The sequence below is a fragment of the Ciceribacter sp. L1K23 genome (assembly GCF_018122705.1).
GTDB lineage: Bacteria > Pseudomonadota > Alphaproteobacteria > Rhizobiales > Rhizobiaceae > Allorhizobium.
The window spans coordinates 644298-667981 of sequence record NZ_JAGRRC010000002.1 but is presented as its reverse complement, the minus strand read 5'-3'; the positions used below and the strand labels follow the sequence as shown (position 1 = coordinate 667981).

Below are 23684 nucleotides of genomic sequence, written 5' to 3'. Positions count from 1 at the left end.
ACGGCGATGATATCGATCGAGGAGAGACTGGCCGCCGCCGCCGCCCATCGAAGCGAGGGCCGGTTTGACAGCGCGCTGATGCTCTATCAGCTCGTACTCGACGTCAATCCGCGACACCGTCATGCCCTGAAGGCGATCGCCGGGATATTCGCGGACCAGGGTCGCAGCGCCGAGGCCTTGGAGGCAATTTCAGCTGCCGTGGCGCTGGCGCCGGACGATGTAGATGCGCTTGCGCTTCTCGCTCGATGTGCGGAACGGAGCGGCGAGCCCGAGCGCGCCGTGGCTGCGATCGACCAGATCGTCCTCCTTGATCCGAACGGTGTGTCGACCGCCCGACTTCGCTCTGAGCGGGCCGCTGCTCTCGGTGACCCGGCCGCGTCCGAACGCATTCTGGTCGAGGCGCTGCGGCAGGAACCCCAGAATACCGAACTCATCTCGGCGCTTTCGCGTCTCTATTTTGCTGGAGGCATGGTCGAGGACGCTTTGTCGCTTGCCGAACGCGCCACGGCCCTGGCACCGGAAGACGCATCGTGCCATGCGCTGCTGGCAAGCCAGTTGCTGGCGCTCGGTGATCATCGCGGCGCGCTACACCGTTACGAGCGCGCGCTGCTCCTAGCGCCGGCGGATATTGCCGTGTTGATCGATCTCGTCGAATGCCATGCAAGTTGCGGAGAGCTTTCGGAGGCGAGGCGCCTTGCCGCGCGGGCGATCGCGATCCGCCCCGACCTGCTGGTGGCGTGGCGGGCCCATGTCCGGGTCGAGATCCTCCGGGGCGAAGGTGAGGCGGCGCTGAAGCGTTTTAGCGAAGTGGCGCGCGCGCATCCGAACCGGATCGACGCATTGATCTGTCTGGCAGACTGCTATCGCCTGTCGGGCGCGCATACTGTCTGCCTCAAGCTGCTCGCTCCGCTTGCCGATCGTGTGTCGCCTGTGGAGGCGCTTCTTGTCGACGGTCTGCGTCGGGAATCGTCTCTGGCTCTGGGCGATTTCAAGGCCGCCGCCGCGACGCTTGCCAACCTCGATGCCTTTGTCGAATCGCTCGCCAGTGATGTCGCCAATTTGCCTATCGCCGTCTCCATCCCGCCCACGACCAGTTCCATCGACATTGTACCACTCCTGCGGCTTGCGCATCTGGCAAAAGTCGGACGCCCGGTGGAATGGACCGGTTCGGAGCTTTTTTCGGATATCGCCGCGCTCGTGCCCGGAATGTCCTTTCGGCCGGTCGCTGCGGGTACGCCGGCCCCGCCCGGCATCTCGCTACCGGCGCTGATCGGCTTGGCGGATATCTCCCCCGAGATGTTGGGCGCGACCGTCCCGTACTTGGAGCCGCCGGAGCAGCAGCGCGCCATCTGGCGGGCGGCGCTGGCCGAATTTCCGCGACCGCTTGTCGCCTTGGCGTGGAATGCCGGGCGGCCCGGACTGTTGCTCGACGATCTCCGTCCCATCCTGGGGGAATTTTCAGGCACGTTCATCTCAGTCGTCTGGGACGAGGGCCGGCATCAGTTGAGCGCTTTCCCGCATGTCATCGACGCAGGCGCGCATATGGCGGGGATGGCCGATGTGGCGGCCGCGATTGCCGAATGTGATTTCGTCCTCGCCCCGGATTGCGTGCCGCTCCATCTCGCCGGTGCGATGGGTGTGCGTGGCCTAGCGTTGACGCAACCGAACGCGGTCTGGTACTGGTTTGCAAAAGATGATCGCTCCGTCTGGTACCCTTCGATCGAGGTGGCGCAGACGCGATGCGTCGGTCCCTGGGCTGTCAGCCGCGACGAAGTGATCGCCGACATTCGCCGCTGTCTGGATGATCTTGCAAGCCCGGGCGTCGGAATTCCGGTCGACACCGAGACGGTCGATGAGGAGGTTGCCTGATATGGGGGGCTGGAGACCGCTTGCAAGTGAACCGGATGCGCTGAAGGCTGCTTTGCTCGATTACCTTCGCGATCGCGCCGGCCTCGTCTATCGCGAGGCCACGCCGAGCGGGGGAAGCCTCGGACAGGTAACGACGATCATTGCCGACGGACGAAAACTGGCGATAGAATTATCGATGCTACCAGACCGCAAACGCGACTTCAGCGGACGCCAGGCGCTGGTGTTTACAATCTCGGGGCAGGCGGCGGACACCCGGCTCGGATACAGGGTCGACGGTGAGGCGGTGGTCGACACAGAAACCAGCTGTTTCCTATCACTCGACGTCAAGGTGTCGAGCTTCGAGAGGGGCGATTTAAGGCGGTAAGGATCGCTTGCCGGACGGTTGACGGCAGTCACGGAAGTGTCAATTGCAGGTGGTACACCTCGGCGGCACGATTTTAGGTAAGGATATTGCGAATGCGCATCGGCTTGCGCGTCTACGTTTACAGTATGCTTGTGATCGTCGCGGCGCTGGCGCTGCTCGGGCTGATGAGCATTGTGAAATACGAAACCATCCTGACTGAAACCATGTCAAAGCGCCTTGCCGTGGTGATCGAGGATGCGCGTGCCTCCGTCGAGAAGGCCGGCTCGCTTGGCGTGAGCCTGAGAGCTCTGGCACAGCAGCCCAGCGGGCCGCTTTCCGTGGCATCGCAACTGATCGACGACGATGCGCGGGTCGTCGTTGTCGATGCTCGTGGCGAGCTAGTGTCGATGCCGGGGCAGGTCGGTGGGCTGCCCGTTGCGTCAGCGCCCCTGCTGACGCATATCGCTGCCCGGGACAAGAGCTGGAGCTTCCGCGATGGCGGCTATCTGATTGTAGGCAGCACCATCGTGAATTCTTTCGGCGAGTCCGAGGGTGCGATCGTGGCACTGCAGCCGGATGCGGTCATCACCGAACGCGACAACGCAATGTTGCGGCGTATCATCTCCTATTCCTTCATTACACTGGTGCCGATTGCTCTGCTGGCCGCCATGGTGGTTTTCGTCAGCCTGAGGCCGCTCGGTCGGTCGATCCAGGCAATGCGCTCGGTTGTCGAGGAGCGCGACGAAACGCGGGTGGCCAATGCCAGCGGGCCGCTGGCTCCGACGCTTCATTGGTTCGGGCGCATCTTCGGCGACCTTGAGCAGCAGCGTAAGGAAGCCACCCAGACACTCGATGCAATTGAGATGCTTGCCAACGCCGAAAGCCGCAAGAATGGTCAATGACACTGATAGCATGACGAGCAGCGAACGACTGGTCGATAGCGCCGCCCAGCGTATCACGCGCCATGTCGGCCTTGCCGTAGCGCTGCTTGTCGTCGTTGCGAGTTGCGCCCTCTTCGTGATGACGATCCAGGCTTTCCAGAAGGATCTCGAGCCGGACATTCATGCGGCGAGTACGCAGATCGCCCAGTCGGTGACCAATACGCTCGACATGGCCGCCGATCTTGGCATTCCGGCCGCAGATCTCGCTGGCGTGGATGACTTCTTTGTCCTGACAATCGAGAACAACTCCCAGATACAGTCGTTACAACTCAAGGACCCCGAGGGAAACGTCCTGGCGAGCGTCGGACGGGGCAAGGATACGCCAGCGGCTGCGAAGACGGCGCGGGCGGCACTTCCCGAGAGCGTCGAGTCTAACCAGGACAGCACAGTTCCGGAAAACGACCGATTGAGCCTGATGCTTCTTTCCGGCGCTGAAAGACTTCTCGGCATTTTCTCAAGCAACGCGCCCGTGCTCGAGCAACCGATTATGAGGGGCGATCAGATTTATGCAGTTCTTAGCGTCGAGATCGCCCCTGATTTCATCAACGGTCAGTTCCGTGACATCCTGTTTGATATGGTGGTCATTCTAATTGTCTCGCTGCTTGTCGCGTTCGAGATCATGACCGCATTCATCCTGTTTCACATCGTCACGCCGATCCGGCGACTGATCTTCCTGGTAGTCAACGGCGCGCATGGCAAGTTCGACACCTATATCGATCCGAAGAACAACGACGAAATCGGCCAGATAACCAGGCGTGTGTCCGACGTGGTAATCTCGCTGCACCGGCGGTTCGTCACCCTGGTGGCGTCGCTCTCGAATGCCGCTCCTTCTGTCCACAATCAGCTCCAGACCGTCTCCTCCCGCTTCAGCCTCAGTTCTGCTGGTCCCAAGCGTCTGTTTATCGGCAGTTTCGTGGATGTGCGCGTACCGCTCTTCCTGTTCAGCTTTGCGGATGAGTTGCAGAAATCCTGGCTTCCGCTCTACGCTACAAGTCTGGCCGGCTCGAATTCCCTGATTTCGCAGGAGGTTCTGGTCGGATTGCCGATATCGGTCTACATGGGCACTATTGCCATCGTTACGCCTTTCGCGTCGCGTTGGGCGGACGACTATGGCGCACGCCTTATGTTCATGATCGGCTTGGCCCCGGCGATCGTCGGCTACATGATCTGCGCCATGGCGCCCGATACGCTTGCTCTGGTCATCGGTCGCGGCGTGACCGCGTTTGGTTACGCCATTATCATCATTTCGTGCCAGGGGTATATCGCCGCGATTGCAACTAGCGAGAACCGCGGACGGGCCATGGCCATGTTCGTCGGGGTGTTGATGAGCGCGACGATGTGCGGCACGGCAATAGGCGGCGTTCTCGCTGACCGTGTCGGATACCGCACGGTTTTCTGGATTTCCGTCGGCCTTTCGCTCGCTGCCGGTCTGCTGGCTCGCTCGATGCTAATTTCCGAGCTAGCGGCTGATAAGACGCCGAAAATGAGCCTTATACGGGGCATTGCGGCGCTCATGCAGAATACCCGTTACACGGCGATGATCCTTCTGGCGGCGATCCCATCGAAGATTCTGCTGACCGGATTTTTATTCTATATGGTTCCGCTTTATCTGGCCAATCTCGGCTCCAACGAGGCGGAAATCGGCCGGGTCATGCTGCTCTATTCACTGACAATTATTCTACTCGGATCGGCGAGCGGACGTATTGTCGACTGGCTTGGCCGGACCGGGTTCATGCTGGCTTTCGGCGGCGTCATATCGGCGATTGGTCTCATTGTCTTTGCGGATTGGCAAAACATCTGGGGCGTCGTGCTCATGGTGGTTATAATGGGGCTCGGCCATTCGGTGACGAAGAGCCCGCAGATCGCCTATGCGCTGGAAATCGCGGACGAAGAGGCAGCTCGGATTGGCCGTACCACCGTGCTCGGCGTCTTGCGCACCACGGAACGCATCGGAAGCGTGCTCGGTCCGCTGTTCGCCGCATTTCTGGTGGTCCAGTTCGGGTTCCAGATGGCGATTCAGATCGTCGGTATAGGCATCGTTGCTGCGTCCGCCTTATTCTACATCATCATCGCGAGGGAAGGCGCCAGTGGCGCCAAGCCCGCGGTCTCGGGATGAGGCCGCTGACGGTCGCAGACCGGAGGAGGGAAGCATGTCCTGTTTGAAGAGGATGTCGGTGACGGCCGTCTCGGCCCTCATGCTGGTAGGATTCCTTGGCGGATTCGTCCGGGCTCAGGAGAGTGGACAACGGTTCACGATCTACATGGCGGCCTGGCGTGGGTGCGAGGAGGCTTGTCAGGGTTTCGTCGACTACATCAAGGAGAGCGGCATGCCGGCGGATGTCGTTATCCGCGACGCCAAGACGGACAAGGCAGCCCTGCCGACATTCGTCGAGGAAATCAAACAAATGCGTCCAGACCTTGTTATCACCTGGGGCACCAATGTGACTGCGGAACTGGTCGGCACCTACGACGCGCCGGATCCTTCGAAATACATTGGCGACATTCCGAGCGTGTTCATGGTTGTAGCGGATCCGGTCGCGGCGAAGATTGCCAAGTCCTATGAATCTTCGGGCCGGCCGTATGTAAGCGGCACGCGCAACCGCGTGCCCGAGATCACTCAATTGAAGGCGATGCTGGAATACAGGCCGTTCAAGCGTTTCGGAATCATCTACAACGAGAATGAACTGAACTCCAAGCTGAACGCCGACGTGGTCAAGCGCGCCGCGGATGAACTTGGCCTTGAGCTCGTGATGTTGCCGATGCCACTCACCAATGGCGAGCCCGATCCTAAGGATATTCCGCAATTGATCCAGGAGGCGGCCGACCGCGGCGTCGAATTTCTCTATATCGGCAGCAGCTCGTTCATCACCGTCAATGCCGACGTCTACACCGAAGCGGCGATCGAGGCCGGTATTCCGGTGGCCTCGAGCTACGAGACATCGGTGACCGAGAGTTCTGCGCTGCTTGCCGTCGCTTCCAAATACGCGATGATCGGCCGTCTGGCCGGCTACCAGGCGAAGCGTATCCTCGTCGACAAGGTCAAGCCGATCGACCTGCCGATCGCTGCGCTGGACCGCCACTCCTACATCGTCAACATGAAGACGGCCGCGGCGCTCAAGCTTTATCCGCCTATGACCTTGCTCAGTTACGCCGAAATCGTAAATCCGCCCGAAGGCCAGTGACGATGCGCGGACACGGCGAGGGGAGCGTGCCGCTGCTCCGGCGGGTAGCCTTCTGGCTGGTGGCCATGGTGCTGCTCGGTGGTGGACTTTTCGCGCTGGAGCGCATGGTTGAACAACGGCTTGACCTGCGCGTGACGGAAAGCGTTTCGTCGATCGCTGATTCCTATGTCGGGCACGCTGAGGCTTCATTGGATTACGGGCTTTCTCTGACTGGTCCGGGCAGTGTAGAAGCCTTTCTTCAACCGCCGCCGTCCTTGGCATCGGGCAAAGATGCACTGAGCCTCAGGCTGGAAGCGCTGAGCCTTTCCGCCGACGGACATCGTCCAGCTGCCAATACGATCCGGTCCGACGTCGATGCGCTTGTGGTGGAACGTGCAATCCTCGACAGTCACGGCGAGGCCACAAGCCGTCTCATTCTGTCTCGATCGATCACCGGTGACAGGGACGCGGCGCAATGGCGTCGGACGGCTCTTTCGGTCGGCCTTGCGATATTCGGCGTCGCACTCGCTCTGTTTGTCGGCTTCTTGCCGTTGCGCCGCGTGGCACTGATCGCCGCTGCTGCGTTTGTGTCTACGTCCCTGCTGCTGTTGGTAGCCTTTGGCATCCAGTCGACGGCAATCTCCCGGCAGGCAGCCGTGCTTGCCGTCGCGGAGACCGCGTCGGACATCGACCGTGCCGCCCAGCTCGGCATGCGGTTCGATCAACTGGTTGGCATGCAGGATTTTCTGGCCCGGCAACTCGGGACCAACTCCGCTATCAATCAATTGACGGTCAAAGGCGTGGACGGCTTGCAGTTCCAGGCCGGTACCGAAAGTTTCGGCTCCACAGTGGCCACCCTGTTGTCGGCGCCGCCACTGTCTCGGCTGGTCGATCTGGGAGTTGGCCAGGTTCTCGCAAACGGTATCCGTGTCGATGCGGTTGTCAGCGTCCATCCGATCCTGGTGGACCTTGGAAGCCTGGCGGTGGCGGTGGGAGTCTTCTGGGTTTGTGGTGGCGCGCTGTTGCTTGGGTTGGCAGACGGTCGCGTGAGCGGCGCGGAACGCTCACCCCTGGCCGCCGCGGTCGCGCCGGCATTGCTGTTTCTGATCCTGTTCAGCCCGTTCGCTGACCTTGGTCCCTCGACTTTTCCGCAAGGTCTAAAAATCGCTTCGCTCGCGGTCGGCCTGATCCTCGGCCTCTTGCTTCGTGCGCGGTTGGCAATGCTGGCGATGGGTATAGCGGTCGTCTCAATTCTACTCGGCCTTTGGTTCGAAGTCGCGCTCGCCTATGGCGGAACTGGCCTGCTTGTCGGGGTGGCATTCATCTCGCATGGGCAATCGATCCGGACACTGCACCTTCTGGTCGCCATGCTGCCCTGCGTTGTGCTTATGGGTGCGGAGATGCTCGGTTCCGTGACTGTCGGAGCGCCTGTTGCTGTCGCCGTTCTGGTACTGGCCGTCGCGTCGATCGCGATTTCGCCCCAGGTGGGCAAGTTGTCGGCGTGGCGAGGGCAGTCACGCGCCGACTGGCAGCTTGCCGGCCTTCCCGACCTTCCATGGATATGGCTTTGCCTTGGGCTTATGCAGACGTCCCTTTTTCTTCTCGTCGTCCTTGCCGCTCGCCAAGAGCGGGATTGGCTGGCCGCTGGCGCGCTCTCTTATGTTCTGTGCTGCTTCATCCTACATCTCGTCAGCTATCGGCTGGCAGGAGCGATCAATCCCGGATTGAAAGGACGTGTGGCTCTGTTTGAGGTCTGCATCTTCGCCGCAGTGATGTTTGTCGCCGCCGCCTATATCGGCGGGTGGAGCGTCGTTGTCTGCACCGCTCTCGCCGCCGCCTTGTCGGGTGCGGCGGCTCGTCTGAGTGTCGAGTTACCCTTTCTCGTTCGGAGCGGCGACGGAGCGAAGACAATGCTGACCTACGTTCGACTGATCGCGCTGGTCACCGCCATGGCCTTCGGCCTCTTCGTCGAAACGCCGGAGGATTTCGCGCTTCCGGCCGTGATGGCCTGCCTCGTCGCACTGGCTCCGCTTGCCTATGCGACCCTCGCCGGTCTGGATCCCGCCTGGACCCGCCGCCGGAGCGCGGAGCTCATCCATGCCGCTTAGATCTCGTATCGCCCTTTTTGTCGGGATCGCGACGCTGATCCTCAGCGTCATCTTCGTTGCCCAGGTCGTGGTCAGCGTGCGTGTCACCGATCAGGCGGCTCGTCGCGACATGACCGTTCTCATCCAAGCGATGTGGCAGAACCATGTAGATGACGAGAGCGCGGTTGAGGAGGATATCGCCAGCCGCATTCGCCGCGATGTGGAGCTTTTGAACGCCGTCTTCCAGCAGCGCCCCGATGCTGTTCTTGAGCGTATGGATGTGGGAGGCATGACCGAGGGGCGCTCAATCATCATTCTCGACCAGAAGCTTGCGCCGATCTACACAAGCTTGGGTCACCGCCCGCCTGCGGATTTCGGGGATGTCGTCTCGCGGATGGTGCGCACCAGCGACACCGAGGGTTTCGCCGACCTGGATATAGGTGACGGTTCGTCCACTTATCGGCTCAAGATTGTGCCGTTGCGGTTCCGGTTCGGCGTCGTTGGTTACGCGATCGTCGCCACGCCGCTTTCGCGTATCGTCGAGCATTTCGATCAGGGTGTCGATCTTGATGTCCAGCTTCTGGCCGCCGGCGTCGATGGCGCACCACCCGAAACCGGAAGCGCAAGGTCCGGAGCGACGCTGATCCCGCTTGCCGATGGCTTTACGCACGGTCGGGTGCTTGGCTATCTCGTCGTGTCGAACGAAGCTTCTGCCGAACTGCGTCAGACCCAATGGTTTCAATGGTTGACGGGCGGTCTCGTTGTGGTGTTCGTAGGACATCTGCTCGGCGGCCTGGTGTGGATGGTCAAGCGTGCCTTCCGGCCTCTGGATGCAGCGATCGACGTCATCGACCGTCTGACGCGCGGCGAAGAGGCACCGCCACTCGATACCAGCACCGGCACGATAGAGATTCAGCGCCTTTCGAAGGCTGTAGAGGCGCTGCGTGCCGCCCATGCAAACCAGGAGGCGCTGCATCGTCTGCAGGCCGAGCTCGCGATTGCCTCGGAGTTGCAGCAGGCACTGTTACCGCGGGGTCCGCTGCTGGCAGAGGGCGTCGCCTTTCATGGGCAGATGGTTCCGTCGCAGGAGGTGGCCGGCGACTATTTCGACTATTTCACCATAGACGACAGTCGCGTCGGTTTCCTGATCGCCGACGTTTGCGGCAAGGGCACACCGGCGGCGCTGTTCATGGCCATGTCGAGAACAGTGGTCCGCTCGCTGGCGATGACCGGTCGTCCGCCGGGCGAGGTGCTTGCCGAAGCCAACCGTGTGCTGTCGGAATCCAACGACCAGAACCTTTTCGTGACCATGTTTTACGGCATTTTCGACCGTACCGAGCGACGGCTGCGCTATGCCAATGCAGGTCATGTTTCGCCGATCCTGAAAACGGGCGAGGGGGATGTCACCTATCTGCCGGAAACGGGCGACTTGGTACTCGGAATGATTCCGGACGTCTCGTACGCCACGATTGATCTGCCGCTTTCTCCGCGCAGTCTGCTGGTGTGCTACACCGACGGCATTCCGGAAGCCTTCGATGACAGCGACGCCCAGTTCGGTGACGAGCGGCTAATCAAGCTGGTGCGGCAGACCCCCAACCGTGATCCGGCCGATTTGATGCAGGAACTGCAGACGGCGGTGCTCGACTTTGCCGGTCGCCGGCCGCAATATGACGACATCACGCTGTGCATCGGCTCGTTTTCGGGCTGAGGATCCGGTTAGCGTTCCCGTCTTTAGCCGCATTACGTCATTCCGAAGCGGCTCCAGCCTGGTCAGGAGCTCACCTTCGCGCCGCGGCCATAAACGAGCAACATGCCGACGATGACGGTGCCGTAGATGATCTGCCGTGCCGCCTCAGGCATCTGCATGATGGAGAGAACAGAGTTCAGGAGGACGATCAGCACTACGCCGACGAGTGTGCCGATGTATCTGCCCTGTCCGCCGAGAATGCGCGTTCCGCCGAGCACGACGGCGGCGATGGCTGGGAGCAGGTAGGGTAGACCCATGCCCTGATAGGCCTTGGCCGAGTAGCCGGCGAGAAGCACGCCGGCAAGGGCTGCGCACACGCCGGAAACCATGAACGCGCCAATGATGACGAAATGGGTGCGGATGCCGGAGAGGTAGGCGGCACCTTCGCTGTTACCGGTTGCGTAGATGGAACGCCCGAAACTCGTGCGGCTCAGCGTCAGCGCGATGCAGATCGAAACCAAGATCCAGACGAAAATCGCCATCGGAACTCCCAGCAGGCGATCAGCAGCGAGAAAACGCATCAGCGGTGTTGCCTGGTCCTGCGGGGCAAAGCCACCCGTATGGGCGACCATCAGTCCACGCAACACAGAATCGACGCCCAGGGTGAAGATCATGGACGGAATGCGCAGATAGGCGACGCCCAGTCCGTTGACGAGGCCGACTGCGAGCCCGACCGCAATGCCGGCGGGCAGGGCCAGGTCACCGCCCACGCTTGCTGCCATCATGGCTGCTGCGGTCAGGGTCCACGGGACGGACAGGTCTATATGCCCCAGCAGGATGACCATCATCATGCCCGCCGCAACGATGCCGAGAAACGAGCCCGTCTGCAATTGCTGCAGGAGGTAGTTGGGTGACAGAAGCGGTGCGGTTCCCTGGACGCTAAGTGTGTAGCCGGTGCCAATCGTCAGGATGACGAGTATGAAGAGCGAAGCGATGAGGATCGGCTTGTTCTCAGGCCGGATTTTCGATGGAAAGCTTTTCATCATGTCACCTAGCGAAAGAGATCAAGTCGGTTCCTGACACGCAGTGTGCGCAAGGCGCCGAGGCTGACGGCCGCCAGCAGCACGATGCCTTCGATCAGCGGTTGTAGCAGCGGATCAATCGAAACGATGCGGAAATAGAAGGACATGACGCGCAGAATGCAGGCGCCGACCAGCGATGCGATCGCACCGCCGACGCCGCCAAGCAGCGACGTACCGCCGAGCACCACCGCCGCGATGGAATTGAGCGTATAGGCGCCCGCCTGCATCACGTCGGCATTTCCCGAAGAGGTCTGGATCGCCAGATAAAGCCCGCCGCAGGCGGATAAGAAACCAGCCAGCGCAAAGGCCGCAATCTTGGCCCGGTTGACCGGCAGGCCGGACATGTATGCCGCTCCTTCCGCCGAGCCGATGGCATAGACGGTTCGCCCGGTAACGGACTTGCGGAAGGGCATCCAGATTGCGAAGGCCACCAAAAGCACCAGAATGAGCGGGGTGGGAATCCATGCGAAGGGCGAGAACCAGGCCGCGTCCGGGTCAAACAGCTGGTAGGTGTCAACCAAATCCCAAAGACTGTTGGTAAAGGCCCAGTTCAGGTCTCCGTCGATCTCGCCGCCCGGTTTTGGACGGATGAAAAGCGCAAGGCCGATAGCGATGGCACCGGTTGCGAGTGTGACGATGATCGGCTGAAGCCGCCCATAGACGATAACAATACCGTTCATCAACCCGAATGCCGTGCCGGCGAGGAGGGTGACCAATATGCCCCACAGGATCTCGGCGGGAGAGCCGTTGACCAGCTCGGATGCAATGCATGATGTCAGAGTCATGACAGCGCCGACACTGAGGTCGAGGCCGCCCATGAGGACAGGCACCGTCTGGGCCATCGCCAGAAAAGCGATAGCGACAGTCTCATTGGCATTTTGGACGAGTACGGCCGAAGAAAAACCGCGTGGATGAAGAATGTTGTAAATCAGGTAGATAGTAAGAAGAAGGGCCAACGCACCATAAAAGGCGCGGCCCTGCTTCAAGCGTGTCGAGAAAGCGGTCTTGAGATTTTCCATGATCGCTATCAGGCCGCCGATTGCGCGTTGATATTGAGCGAGGCTGCGACAACGGCTTCCTCGTTGATCGCATCACCGCTGAGTTCGGTGGTGATGATGCCGTCATACATGACAGCAATCCGGTCGCAGCAGCCGATCAGCTCGGCATAATCTGTCGAATAGAAAAGGATCGCCTTGCCCTCTCCAGCCAGGTCACGCATCAATTTGTAGATTTCCTGTTTTGTGCCGACATCAATGCCGCGCGTGGGGTCGTTCAACAGAATGACATCGGGTTCGGTCATCAGCCACTTGGCAATGACCACCTTCTGCTGGTTGCCGCCCGACAGTGTTGCTACAGCGTCGGTTGCCTTGTTGATTTTGATCTGAAGCTTGCGGATTCCGTCCTCGATGGCCGCTTGTTCCTTGCCGCTGTCGATGAAGGCACCGGTGGATACCTTGTCAAAGGACGCGGCCAGCAGATTGTCGGCAATCGACATGGGCAGCATCAGGCCCTCCGTCTTTCGATCCTCGGGTACGAGTGCGATGCGTGTCTTGCCGGTCTTGGCATCATAGGGAGACGATGGCGAAACCACCGATCCGCCTGCTTTGACCTCTCCGCCAACGCCGCGCAGAACGCCGAAGAGGGCCAGCAAAAGTTCCTTCTGGCCCTGACCATCAAGCCCGCCGAGGCCTACGATCTCACCCTTTCCGACGCTCAGATTGACCCCGTTGAGCCGGCTTTCCCAGGAGAGGCTGTTGATTTCGAAAAAGGAGACGGTTTTGCGCGGTGCGGGCCTAGGTGGAAAATGCGCCTCGACGTCGCGACCAATCATCATCCGGACGATCTCGCCGGGCGAGCGCTCGCCCTTGGCGAATGTGTCCACATGATTGCCGTTGCGGAAGACGGACAGGGTGTCGCAAAGCCTATCCACCTCGTGCATGCGGTGTGAGATGAAAAGCGAGGCGACGTTCTCATTCTTCAGGTCACCCAGAAGTCCATAAACTGTTTCGACGTCGCGGCTGGTGAGGGCTGATGTTGCTTCATCCAGGATTAGAACCTTGGGGTTCATACCCAAAGCCTTCGCGATTTCCACCATCTGACGACGAGACAGGGAGAGATCGCGCACCAGAGCATTGGGGTCTACGTCTTCGCATTTGATACGCGCGAGAAGCGCTTCGGCGCGGCGCCTCTGCGCGCGCCCGTCGATCAGGCCGAAGCGTCGTGGCGGATCGGCAATGGAGATATTGTCCGCGACGGTGAGGTCGGGCAAGAGCGACAGTTCCTGGAAGATGCAGACGATTCCGGACTTGGCAGCCTCTGCCGGTGAACGAAAACGCACGGGCTCCCCGTTCAGAAAGAGTTCGCCCTTGTCGGGCTGCAGAACGCCGGACATGATTTTGATCAACGTCGACTTGCCGGCTCCGTTTTCGCCAAGGATCGCGTGTGTGCTGCCGCTTCGACAAGAAAAATCAACGTCTTCCAGCGCCTTGGCGCCTGAAAACGATTTGGAAACTCCCCGCAATCCAACGATCGGAACATCCGGACGAGTCTTGTCGTTCACGATTTGCTACTCCACCGATCCGCTACACCATAAATCACACGCTCAAGCCGCCCCGGGCGGATCGTAGGGCAGCCGGACGAAGGCATGCCGACCCGAGCCGGCATGCTTCCTGACATACCGACTTATTTCGTGTCGGACTCGTCCTGTGCCATGATGGCGGGGCCCGAGATGTTCACGCCGCAGGGCGGGAACTCGTTAACGGTGAAGAAGTTGTCCGGAAGATTGGACCAGTAGTTCTCGCCGTCCTTAAGCTCCTTATAGGTTGCGACTGGCAGCGGCACCGAGATGAGCTGGGGCATGACATTGCCTTCGAGCGCCGAGATCGCCGCCTTCATGGCGATCGCCACGAGGCCTGGTGACTGGCCGATTGAAATGCCCTTGAGGCCATCAGCTGAATGCTCTGCAATCGCCTTGCGGAAGCCGTTTTCGGATTCGCCGGCAATCGGAACCCAGGGATGGCCTGCATCCTTCAGCGCCTGGATGACACCATTGGATCCGCCCTGTCCGACCACGGCGTCGAACTGGCCGTGAACGGCGATCGCGTCGGCAACAACCTTCTGGGTCGTGCCGTCGTCCCAGTTGCCGACGACAGAGACCATCTCCCACTTGCCACCATCCTTCGTGAACACCTCGTTGATGCCTATCGAACGGTCACGGTCAACGGAGTTTCCAGGCAGGCCACGGACCTCGAGGATCTTCCCGTCCTTGGTGCCCTTGGCATGCAGTTCGTCCAGGGCGAACTGGCCCCACATGCGGCCCATCTCAAGCTGGTTCTCGTTCACCTGCATGACCTTGTCGGTGTCGAGAACATTGTCGAATGGAACGAGGACGACATTGTTCTTGTCGGCAAGCCGTATGACGCGATCGAAACCGTCAGGCGCGACCGCGATGGTCACGATGGCGTCGTAACCCTGATTGATGAAGTCCTCGATGGCGCCAAGCTGGGCCGGTGCATCCGTTCCTGTCGAGACCACCTTGAACTCGGAAATCTTGTCCTTTACCGCCGGGTCTTCAGCATAGGCCTTGGCCGTCTTGATCATTTGGATGCGCCAGGTATTGCCGACGAAGCCGTTGACGATCGCAACCTTGAACGGACCATCCTTCTTGGGCCACTGCATGTATTTTGTGTCGGCGCTCCACGGCGCAAAACACTCGGGCTCGACGCCAGGACCTGCGACAACCTCGGGGCCGGCATACGCCATGGCGGCGCTCAGCAGCACAGATGCCGTTGTTGAAATCAATAAAGCCTTCAGTTTCATGCTCCTCCTCCTTGGCACTTTCCACGGTGCCCATCTTGATGGACGCCACACGATGCGTGCGTCTTATGTCACTGCTGGAGGGCCTCCTCCTTCCAGCAGCATTCCTGACCTCATGTCCTCGAAGCGTTGAAGCTCCGTTGGAGCAGAGTCTTTCTTCTGTCCTGCGCGCTCAGCTCCAGTGAGATAGCAGCGTCCCTGTGTTCCGCCCCGGCGGTTATCGAAAAGGTCGGTCGCGTCCCGCTACGAAACCGCCCGATAGCTCGTTGGTGGTCAAAATGCGAATTCAGGCGATGACCACAGAGCGCGCACGCCCAGTAAGCTGCGCCGCGGCATCGCCGGACGCGTCGGCGTTCCAATTCTGTGGATTTATTTGTGGGACAATTAACAGACTGCCACGACCTTGGTCAATAATATTATTAGTAATTTTAATAAAGATTCGAAACTTCAGGCTTCGCTGTTCGCTGCCTCCCACGGATCACTGCGTGGCTAGTCCTAAATCTTATTGTAAAATCGAGCCGTGCGAGAGCTATCCGAACCCGTTACTTTTGACGTTCCGGCCCGACGATAGGCCGGATACCGCCTCAGCTTCATGTCTGTTCCCGTTGATGGGCCATCCTCCTGTGTACTCCGCTCCTAGCCTCCAACGTTGACTCCTTCAATTTGTAATACATCGAGCAAGATATCTCTGGAAAGAATGGGAAAATACGGTCATAAAAGATGACAACAGCGGGAGGAGGAAGTCAGTTGCTCGCTATAGTCGCCGACGACCTCACCGGGGCGCTCGATACAGGTTCTCCCTTTGCCGGCCGAGGTTTGCACACAGAGGTTGCGATCGGCGTTGAGGCGATCGCCGACGCGCTGGCGGAAGAGCCTGCTGTTTTGTCAATCAATCTCGGATCGCGCGAGTTCGATGAGGCGCACGCCGCCGCGCTTGCGCGGGCTGCCTATCAGGCATTGCCGCGGGGAACACGGATATTCAAGAAGGTGGATTCCCGTCTGAAAGGGCATGTGGCGGCGGAACTGGATGCGATCTCCTACAGGAAAGCTCTGGTGGCGCCCGCTATCCCGGCGTTCGGGCGGATCGTTCGAGATGGATGTGTCGAGGGATTCGGTGTCGCGCGACCAATCCGGATCGCCGATCGGCTCGGAGGACATGCGGAGCGGTGTCGGGTCGCGGATACGGTAAGCGACGCAGACATGGACGCGGCGCTCGAAACCGCCGAGCGGGAGGACCTGGATCTGCTCGTCGGCGCGAGGGGGCTTGCGGAGGCACTCGCGCGCAGGATGACAGGCGGTAAGATACCTCAATCCGTCGAGCCTCCCGAGGGAGCCGGACTTTTCGTCATCGGTTCGCATGATCCGATCACGTTGGCGCAGGTCGAGACCTTGCGCGCACGGGGCGACGTCGACTATCTCTCAGCCCCCAACGGACGGCTCGGCACGGTATCGCCCAAGGGCGGGCGCGTCGTGTTGGTCCAGGCCACACAAGGCAGTGACGCGGTCTCGGCGCAGGATGTCTCTGCCTGCCTGGCCGGGGGTGTCCACCCCGAGCTCACGTCACGCGCCCGGACCCTGCTGCTGTCGGGCGGGGCAACGGCGGAGGCCGTGCTGTCCCGAATGGGAGTCAGGCGCTTCAGGCTGCACGGCGAGTGTTTGCCGGGTCTGGGGCTCGCCTATGCTGGCGACCAATGTATCATCGCGAAATCCGGGGGATTCGGAGCGCCGGATACGCTTGCCATTCTGGCGTCTCGCATTCTCCGGGACATGGATTGACGAATGGGATTGCAAAGCGGAACAGCGCGGAAGAGTCTGGCCGACCTTGTGTTCGAAAGAATGCACAGGGCGATCAAATCAGGTGCCTATCAGGCCGATGAACGCCTGCCGACGGAACACGATCTTGCGATCGAATTCGAGGTCTCCCGCCCGATCATACGCGAAGCGCTTCGGCGCCTCCGGGAGCAGGGGCTCATCTACTCGAGACGCGGTGCAGGGAGCTTCGTACGGGCTGTCGGCATGAAGCAGCCGCTCGGCTTCGGGCAACTCGAAAACGTGGCGGACCTGCTCAACTGTTACGAATTCCGTCTGACCCTGGAGCCCGCCGCTGCCGAAGCCGCGGCTGACCGGCACAATACGGCGACGCTGGCGGCGATCCGCGAGGCGCTCGAACTCATGCGGGATGCGACGAATCGACAGGCACACCGCGAAGACGCGGATTTCCAGTTTCATCTCGCGATCGCCCGGGCGGCGCAAAACAGCTATTTTTCAACGGCCATGGAAGCCCTGAAGGACCATATCGCGGTCGGCATGCGGTTCCATGGCGCGTCGGTCAAGCGCGATAGCGCCGGGCTGGCGCGCGTCTTTGCCGAGCATGAGGCGATCGCGGAAGCCATCGCAGCGGGCAATGGGGCTCGGGCAAAGGAACTGATGTTTTCTCATCTCACCGGATCGAGGGCGCGGCTTTTCCAAGCCAGTGCCTCGGTCTCGGGAGAGGATGCCTGACGCCAAGATAACGGGTAGGCGTGCTGTTAGCGACAGTCCGACACTCAGTACGCCGCGTTGTAGATTCCGAGAATGTCATCGACCGACATATCGGCGGGATTGTTGTCCATCAGGCGCCGGTTCGCGTGGGCCTCGCTGGCATAGACGGCAAGATTTTCCTGGCTCGCCCCGTGTTTCGATAGCGCCATCTCGATGTTCAGATCGGCGCAGAAGCGACAGGCGTTATCGAGAAGCTGTTCCGGCGAACGGATATCGCCGAACCCCAATGCGTCGGCGACTTCGGCCGTCTTCTCTGTGGCGACCGGCTGGTTGAAGGCGAGCACGTGTGGAAAGACGATCGCGTTTGCAAGGCCATGTGGCAGGCCAAGGCGGGTGCCCAGGGGATAGGCTATGGCGTGGCCTGCGGCGGTGTTGACCGGGCCGAGGCAGATGCCGCCGTAGAATGAGGCAAGCATCATGCCTTCCCGAGCCTCGGTGTCGCTTCCGTCCTTCACGGCGCGCGCAAGATATTTGCCGACGAGACGGAAGCCCATACGGGCGAAACCATCGATCATCGGATGGGCGCGCTTGTTGGTGAAGGCCTCGACACAATGGGCCATGGCATCGACGCCCGTTGCCGCAGTAACCGCTGGCGGAACGGTGAAGGTCAATTCCGGATCGAGCACCGCCACATCGGCGATCATGTGTGGGCTCTCGACCGCAACCTTGGCGCCCTTGACGGGATCGGTGATCAGCGAACGGATCCCAGCCTCCGATCCGGTCCCGGCGGTCGTCGCAATCTGGATGAGGCGTGTATTGCGGCCGGCTACCTTGTTGGGCCCGGCGACGTCGGCGAGCGTCTGTTCGGAGTCCCAGAGCACGGCAACCAGTTTCGCGACGTCGAGCACAGAGCCGCCGCCTAGCCCTATCACCACGTCCGGGCGAGCGCGTCGCGCCGACACAAGCGCTGCGTCAAGGGTCGCCATATCGGGTTCTCCGGGAATGGCATCGAAGACCTCCAGCTTTCCTCTGATCCTCATTCTGTCGATGAAGCCTGCCGTGATCGGCGTTGCGAGCACGAAGACCGACGAGGCGGCGCCGACGAGATCGCCGATCTCGCCGACCGTGCCCGCACCGACGATCAGGCGGCGCGGCTGGTGAAGAGTGATGGATGCTGTCATCTGTCTCATCCTTGCTTGCGGCGGCCTGCCACGAGCTTGCGGGCATAGGCGATGGCGGAATTCATGTTGCCGTGGTTGGCGACGCCCTTGCCGGCGATATCGAAGGCCGTGCCGTGATCGACGGACGTGCGGTCGATCGGCAGTTCAACCGAGACGTTGACCGCGGTGTCGAAGGCGACAAGCTTGATCGGGATGTGGCCCTGGTCGTGATACTGCGCGACCACGAGATCGAAGGCGCCGGAATAGGCGCGGTGAAAAACCGTGTCGGCGGAAATCGGTCCTTGGACATCGATGCCTTCGGCGCGAGCAGCGGCGACGGCGGGCGCGATCTGATCGTCATCCTCGGTGCCGAACAGCCCGTTTTCGCCGCAATGTGGGTTGACCCCGGCCACCGCGATGCGCGGTGTATCGTAACCTATGCGCTTCAGATGGTCGTTGCCGGCCCGGATGGTTGCCAAGACCCGTTCCGTCGTTGCGCGGCGGATTGCTTCCTGCAATGACACATGGGTCGAAACGTGGATGACCTTGAGACGCTCAGACGCGAGCAACATGTAAGCGGCCTTCGCGCCTGTGAGGCTGCGGAGCATACCGGTGTGGCCATCGTAGTGATGGCCGGCGGCATTGAGCGCTTCCTTGTTGATCGGCGCGGTAACCATGCAGCCGATCTGGCCTGCCTCGGCGTCCCGCACCGCCTTTTCGATGAAGCGGAAGGCCGCGTCGCCTGCCACCGGGCTCAGTTGCCCCCAGGGCAGGGGCGCCCCGTTCACAGCGAGATCGACGACGAACGGAGCTAACTCCATCTCGAGGCCAATTGCATCGCGAGCGGCCTCGAGCGTCTTCAGGTTTCCGTATATCCGTGTGGCAGCCCGGTCGGCGTCCGACATCTCGGCAAGTGCCTTGACGCAGATCTCGGGACCAACGCCGCACGGATCGCCCATCGTGATGCCAATAATTCCGCTCATATCATTCTCCATTGTCGAGGCGATCCCAGCCGGGTGCCAGCCGAACATATTTGATCGCGCGTCGATGGTAGGTGTAGGCGAGATGCAGGCTTCCGTCGCGTCCTTCCAGTATCCACGGGTAGGACATTTCCTGATTGCGCCCGTCGGTGGAGTCGTTGGAGAGGCAAGAGCCCGGACCATCCTCGATCAGGATACGGCGCGGAAAGGTGATCCCGCCGTCGTCGGAAAGGCAGACCGATACGGGCGCACGCGGCACTCCCCAGACAGGCACGATCCCTCCGGCCGGGTCGGCCTCCGGCCTATCGTCATTTTCCCCCAGTTCGTCATAGAGGGATGTGCGCCGGTCGGCGGAGTGCTCCGCATTGACCGGATTGCAGATGATCGCGATGCGTCCATCCTTCAACGTAATGGCCGCGATCGACGAATTGTTGTTGGGAACGTCGGTCGCGGCTGGAGCGATCCAGCTTCGCCCGCCATCGGTGCTTTCGGTTCTATAGACGAAATCCGCCTGACGTCGCCTGAAGAAGGCTGCATATCTGCCGCCGCCGAGCGCGACCGGGGACATGTGAACGCAGCCGGTCGACCCGTCCAGTTCCTCCAGCCGCCATGTCTTTCCTGCGTCTTCGCTGATTCCGAGCGCAGCCGTGTCGTGGCTTCCATTCCATTTTTGCCCGGGGCGTTGGACGCAGCGGAAAATCGGCAGCAACCAGGCGCCGTCATCCCGGATCGTCAGTGGCGCGCGGATGAAGCAGCCTCGGGGCAGATCGAGATACGTTTCCGCCGCCGTCGCAAGTTTATGCGGGTCGCCTTGGTCCACGACGACTTCAGCCATCCGGATACGGCATTCATCCTGATTGCCTGACGGCTGCGACGTGTGAAACAGCAAAAGGCGGCCATCAGGCGCATCGAACAGGACGGGATTCTGTTCGGAGTGGTTAGGATCGGAACTCAAGCGTTGAGGGGCGCCCCAGGTCATGGAGTCGGAAAGAACCGAGGCGTAGATCGAGATATCGGATTTCCCCTCCAGCGATCCGCCAAACCATGCGCAGATCAGCGAGCCGTTTCTGGCCCTGTGGAGAAAGGCTGCATGATTCTGAATCATCGGAGACGGCAGGTATGCCTCAACGCGTCCGTCTGCTGCCGTTTCCAATCTGCCGTTCATCCGGCGCGCGATTTCATCAGGTGTCATGGAATGCTCCTCTTGCATTCGAAATCGATCTTTTCCAAAAAGTTGTCAAGTTTTTTTATGTTTCCTTATTTTGAGTTCCTGAATTGTTATCAGTTTAAACATATGATTTTAAATCATAAAATAATCTACCATCTCCGGGGCTTCTTTTTACATCCCGAAAATAATTGACAAAGTTCGTAGGAAATTGGATGGTCTGGTCAGGAGGCGGAGTGCAGTCGGATTGGTCGCCGGACATAGAGGTGTTCCGCGTGCCCGGTGTTGTCCACCTGCTTTGTAAGGGGCGAGCGTTGGCGCTGTTGCTTTGGCTCGTCGGCACGGTGCCGATGCAATTCTTGCGGCGTGTTGCCGCTGCACATACGAACGAGTTTATCTGGGAGGAGAATGACATGAAGAAAACTGCTCTGCTGTGTGCCCTAATTATGGGCACTGCTCTGTCGCCGGCCTATGCCGGTTCGGGCCCGATCAAGGTTGTTCTGCCGGAGGAGGCTGATCTGCTCGAGCCGTGCATGGCGACGCGCTCGAATATCGGCCGCATCATCATGGAAAACGTCAGCGAGACGCTGACGGAGCTCGATGTCCGTGGCGACAAGGGCGTCATGCCGCGCCTTGCTGAAAAGTGGGAACAGAACGAAGACGGCAGCTGGCGTTTCCACCTGCGGCAGGGTGTGACATTCTCGGACGGCACGAGCTTCGACGCGAAGGACGTGAAGCACAGTTTCGACCGGATCATGAGCGACAAGAACACCTGCGAGTCTCGCCGTTACTTCGGCGGCATGACTGTCACGCCGACAGTCGTCGACGACTACACCATCGACTTCAACGCAGATCCGGTGCAGCCAATCCTGCCGCTCCTGATGTCGCTGGTGACCATCGTTCCGGAAGAGACGCCGCTCGAATTCATTCGCGAACCGATCGGGACAGGCCCGTACAAGCTCACGAACTGGACACCTGGCCAGCAGATCGTGTTGACGGGCCGCGACGACTATTGGGGTGAGAAGCCGGAGGTAACGGAGGCGACCTATGTTTTCCGTGCGGATCCATCCGTGCGCGCGGCAATGGTTCAGGCGGGTGAGGCTGACCTTTCCCCTTCGATCTCGCAGCTTGAAGCGACAAATCCGGCTACGGACTTCTCCTATCTCGACAGTGAAACCGTCTATCTGCGTATCGATCACAACATCGAACCGCTGAACGACGTCCGTGTTCGCCGCGCTCTCAACCTGGCCGTCGATCGCGAGGCGTTCCTCGGCACGCTGGTGCCGGACGGCGCGTTGCTGGCAACCGCGATCGTTCCTCCGCCGACGCTCGGCTGGAACCCTGACGTCAAGGTATTCCCCTATGATCCGGACGCTGCCAAGAAGCTGATCGAGGAGGCCAAGGCCGATGGCGTGAAGGTCGACACGCCGATCACGATCATCGCCCGTTCGGCGAACTTCCCGAACGTCACTGAAATCATGGAGGCGATCCAGCAGCAGTTGCAGGAAGTCGGCTTCAACATCGAGCTGAAGTTCGTCGAGGTTGCCGAGCACGAGCAGTATTATTCGAAGCCCTTCGCGGAAGGTCGTGGTCCTCAGATCGTCGCCGCCATGCACGACAACTCCAAGGGCGACCCCTCGTTCTCCATGTTCTTCAAGTATGCGAGCGACGGAACCCAGTCGGGCTTTTCCGATCCGAAGGTTGACGACCTGATCAAGCGGGCTTCGGCAGCGGTGGGCGACGAACGCGCCAAGCTTTGGTCCGAGCTGATTGCTTATTTGCATGACGACGTGGTCGCCGATGTGCTTCTCTTCCACATGGTCGGCTTCTCCCGGGTTTCCGAGCGCCTGGATTTCAAGCCCACGATGGCGACGAATTCCATGCTCCAGTTGTCCGAGATCAAGATCAAGTAAGCGCGGGCAACGGAACGTCGCGAACTTTTCAAAGCAATCATGCGGCGGGATGATCCCGCCGCAGCGTTTTCTCCGAGGGTGCCATGCTGAGCTTCATCCGAAAACGTGCCGTGGCCAGTCTGATCTCGCTCATCGGGCTTATCGTCATGGTCTTCTTCCTCTCCCGCCTGACCGGCGATCCGGCGGCGCTTTTCCTGCCGGTCGAGGCCTCAGAGGAGATGAAGAACCAGTTTCGCGAACTACATGGTCTCAACGATCCGCTGATGGTCCAGTTCGGCCGCTATGTCGGCGATGTTCTGACGGGCGATCTTGGTGAATCGCTGCGCAAGGCGCGGCCGGCGCTCGACGTGGTGCTTGAAGCCTTCGTCTGGACCCTGTGGCTCGCCGTCATCACGATGAGCCTCGTTACCGTCGCCGCGATCGTGGTCGGCTCTCTTGCCGCGTTTCGGGCTGGCGGATTCTTCGACCGTTTCTCGTCAATCGTCTCGCTCGTCGGCGCGTCCGTGCCGGACTTCTGGCTCGCGATCGTTGCGATCGTCGTTTTCGCGGTCAATCTCGCATGGTTGCCGACATCTGGCACCGGCTCGATCTGGCATTGGATCTTGCCGATCGCTGTACTGTTCGTGCGGCCATTCGGCATCATCGTGCAGGTGGTGCGCGGCTCGATGATTACGGCTCTGTCGTCCGCCTATGTGAAGACGGCGCGTGCCAAAGGCGTGAAATCGACCCCAATCATTTTCGTCCATGCGCTGCGCAATGCCATGTTGCCGGTTATCACCGTGATCGGTGACCAAGCCGCGAGCCTGCTCAACGGTGCCGTCATCATCGAGACGATCTTCGGTTTCCCCGGCGTCGGCAAGCTGATGATCGATTCCATCCTGCAGCGCGATTTCAATGTGGTGCTGGCTGCGATCCTGGTGACGGCGCTTGCCATCTTCCTGATGAACCTGCTGATCGATCTCGCTTATGCAATTCTCGATCCACGAATTCGGCATTGAG

18 protein-coding genes are annotated in these 23684 nt (G+C 60.5%); 11 read left to right on the top strand and 7 right to left on the bottom strand.

The genetic code is table 11. The features are described from left to right. Positions 1 to 6: 6 nt before the first annotated feature. From J5J10_RS22060 to J5J10_RS22030, 7 genes are all read left to right on the top strand, one after another. On the top strand, positions 7 to 1869 hold the full coding sequence (locus tag J5J10_RS22060; RefSeq protein WP_211931768.1) for a tetratricopeptide repeat protein: 1863 nt from the start codon (positions 7 to 9) through the stop codon (positions 1867 to 1869). A gap of 1 nt (position 1870) precedes the next feature. Then, the gene (locus J5J10_RS22055; protein ID WP_208553666.1) at positions 1871 to 2233 is read left to right on the top strand and encodes a hypothetical protein; all 363 of its coding nucleotides are present in this window, start codon (positions 1871 to 1873) and stop codon (positions 2231 to 2233) included. A gap of 92 nt (positions 2234 to 2325) precedes the next feature. Then, complete coding sequence (locus J5J10_RS22050; protein ID WP_211931767.1) at positions 2326 to 3114, top strand: hypothetical protein; 789 nt, start codon at positions 2326 to 2328, stop codon at positions 3112 to 3114. Between the two features lie 10 nt (positions 3115 to 3124). After that, the gene (locus tag J5J10_RS22045; RefSeq protein WP_211931766.1) at positions 3125 to 5269 is read left to right on the top strand and encodes an MFS transporter; all 2145 of its coding nucleotides are present in this window, start codon (positions 3125 to 3127) and stop codon (positions 5267 to 5269) included. A gap of 34 nt (positions 5270 to 5303) precedes the next feature. Then, positions 5304 to 6335, top strand: a complete 1032-nt coding sequence (locus J5J10_RS22040; protein ID WP_208553669.1) for an ABC transporter substrate-binding protein — start codon at positions 5304 to 5306, stop codon at positions 6333 to 6335. Positions 6336 to 6337: 2 nt separating this feature from the next. Then, positions 6338 to 8422 (top strand): hypothetical protein, encoded by a 2085-nt coding sequence (locus J5J10_RS22035; RefSeq protein WP_211931765.1) that lies wholly within the window; start codon positions 6338 to 6340, stop codon positions 8420 to 8422. Then, on the top strand, positions 8412 to 10109 hold the full coding sequence (locus tag J5J10_RS22030) for a PP2C family protein-serine/threonine phosphatase (protein WP_211931764.1): 1698 nt from the start codon (positions 8412 to 8414) through the stop codon (positions 10107 to 10109). The genes J5J10_RS22035 and J5J10_RS22030 overlap by 11 nt, the downstream gene beginning before the upstream one ends. Before the next feature lie 62 nt (positions 10110 to 10171). Here J5J10_RS22030 and J5J10_RS22025 read toward each other — a convergent pair whose 3' ends face one another. The 4 genes from J5J10_RS22025 to J5J10_RS22010 all read right to left on the bottom strand — a co-directional run bounded on the left by J5J10_RS22025 (position 10172) and on the right by J5J10_RS22010 (position 14989). After that, a complete protein-coding gene (locus J5J10_RS22025; RefSeq protein WP_211931763.1) occupies positions 10172 to 11131 on the bottom strand; it encodes an ABC transporter permease in 960 nt (319 codons plus the stop codon). Between the two features lie 8 nt (positions 11132 to 11139). Continuing rightward, positions 11140 to 12189 carry an ABC transporter permease gene (locus J5J10_RS22020; RefSeq protein WP_208553673.1) on the bottom strand — a complete coding sequence of 350 codons (1050 nt, stop codon included), beginning with the start codon at positions 12187 to 12189 and terminating at the stop codon, positions 11140 to 11142. A gap of 8 nt (positions 12190 to 12197) precedes the next feature. Next, positions 12198 to 13730, bottom strand: a complete 1533-nt coding sequence (locus tag J5J10_RS22015; RefSeq protein WP_211931762.1) for a sugar ABC transporter ATP-binding protein — start codon at positions 13728 to 13730, stop codon at positions 12198 to 12200. 122 nt (positions 13731 to 13852) lie between these two features. Continuing rightward, positions 13853 to 14989 (bottom strand): sugar ABC transporter substrate-binding protein, encoded by a 1137-nt coding sequence (locus J5J10_RS22010; RefSeq protein WP_211931761.1) that lies wholly within the window; start codon positions 14987 to 14989, stop codon positions 13853 to 13855. Positions 14990 to 15733: 744 nt separating this feature from the next. Between J5J10_RS22010 and J5J10_RS22005 the strand changes: the two genes are divergently transcribed. Both J5J10_RS22005 and J5J10_RS22000 read left to right on the top strand, forming a co-directional pair. Beyond that, complete coding sequence (locus J5J10_RS22005; RefSeq protein ID WP_211931760.1) at positions 15734 to 16762, top strand: four-carbon acid sugar kinase family protein; 1029 nt, start codon at positions 15734 to 15736, stop codon at positions 16760 to 16762. Positions 16763 to 16765: 3 nt separating this feature from the next. After that, positions 16766 to 17488, top strand: a complete 723-nt coding sequence (locus tag J5J10_RS22000; protein ID WP_208553677.1) for a FadR/GntR family transcriptional regulator — start codon at positions 16766 to 16768, stop codon at positions 17486 to 17488. A 44-nt stretch (positions 17489 to 17532) separates the two neighbouring features. Here the strand turns inward: J5J10_RS22000 and J5J10_RS21995 are convergent, their stop codons facing one another. The 3 genes from J5J10_RS21995 to J5J10_RS21985 are packed head-to-tail and all read right to left on the bottom strand — an operon-like array spanning position 17533 to position 20799. Beyond that, entirely contained in the window at positions 17533 to 18657 is a 1125-nt protein-coding gene (locus J5J10_RS21995; protein ID WP_211931759.1) for an iron-containing alcohol dehydrogenase, read from the bottom strand. Continuing rightward, positions 18654 to 19610, bottom strand: coding sequence for a 4-hydroxythreonine-4-phosphate dehydrogenase PdxA (gene pdxA / locus J5J10_RS21990; RefSeq protein WP_211931758.1), 957 nt, complete (start codon positions 19608 to 19610; stop codon positions 18654 to 18656). The genes J5J10_RS21995 and pdxA overlap by 4 nt, the downstream gene beginning before the upstream one ends. Before the next feature lies 1 nt (position 19611). Then, positions 19612 to 20799: an exo-alpha-sialidase gene (locus J5J10_RS21985; protein WP_211931757.1), complete on the bottom strand. Its 1188-nt coding sequence runs from the start codon at positions 20797 to 20799 to the stop codon at positions 19612 to 19614. 386 nt (positions 20800 to 21185) lie between these two features. Between J5J10_RS21985 and J5J10_RS21980 the strand changes: the two genes are divergently transcribed. Both J5J10_RS21980 and J5J10_RS21975 read left to right on the top strand, forming a co-directional pair. Further along, positions 21186 to 22685, top strand: a complete 1500-nt coding sequence (locus tag J5J10_RS21980; RefSeq protein WP_211931756.1) for an ABC transporter substrate-binding protein — start codon at positions 21186 to 21188, stop codon at positions 22683 to 22685. 83 nt (positions 22686 to 22768) lie between these two features. Continuing rightward, entirely contained in the window at positions 22769 to 23683 is a 915-nt protein-coding gene (locus J5J10_RS21975; RefSeq protein ID WP_211931755.1) for an ABC transporter permease, read from the top strand. Position 23684: the final 1 nt, after the last annotated feature.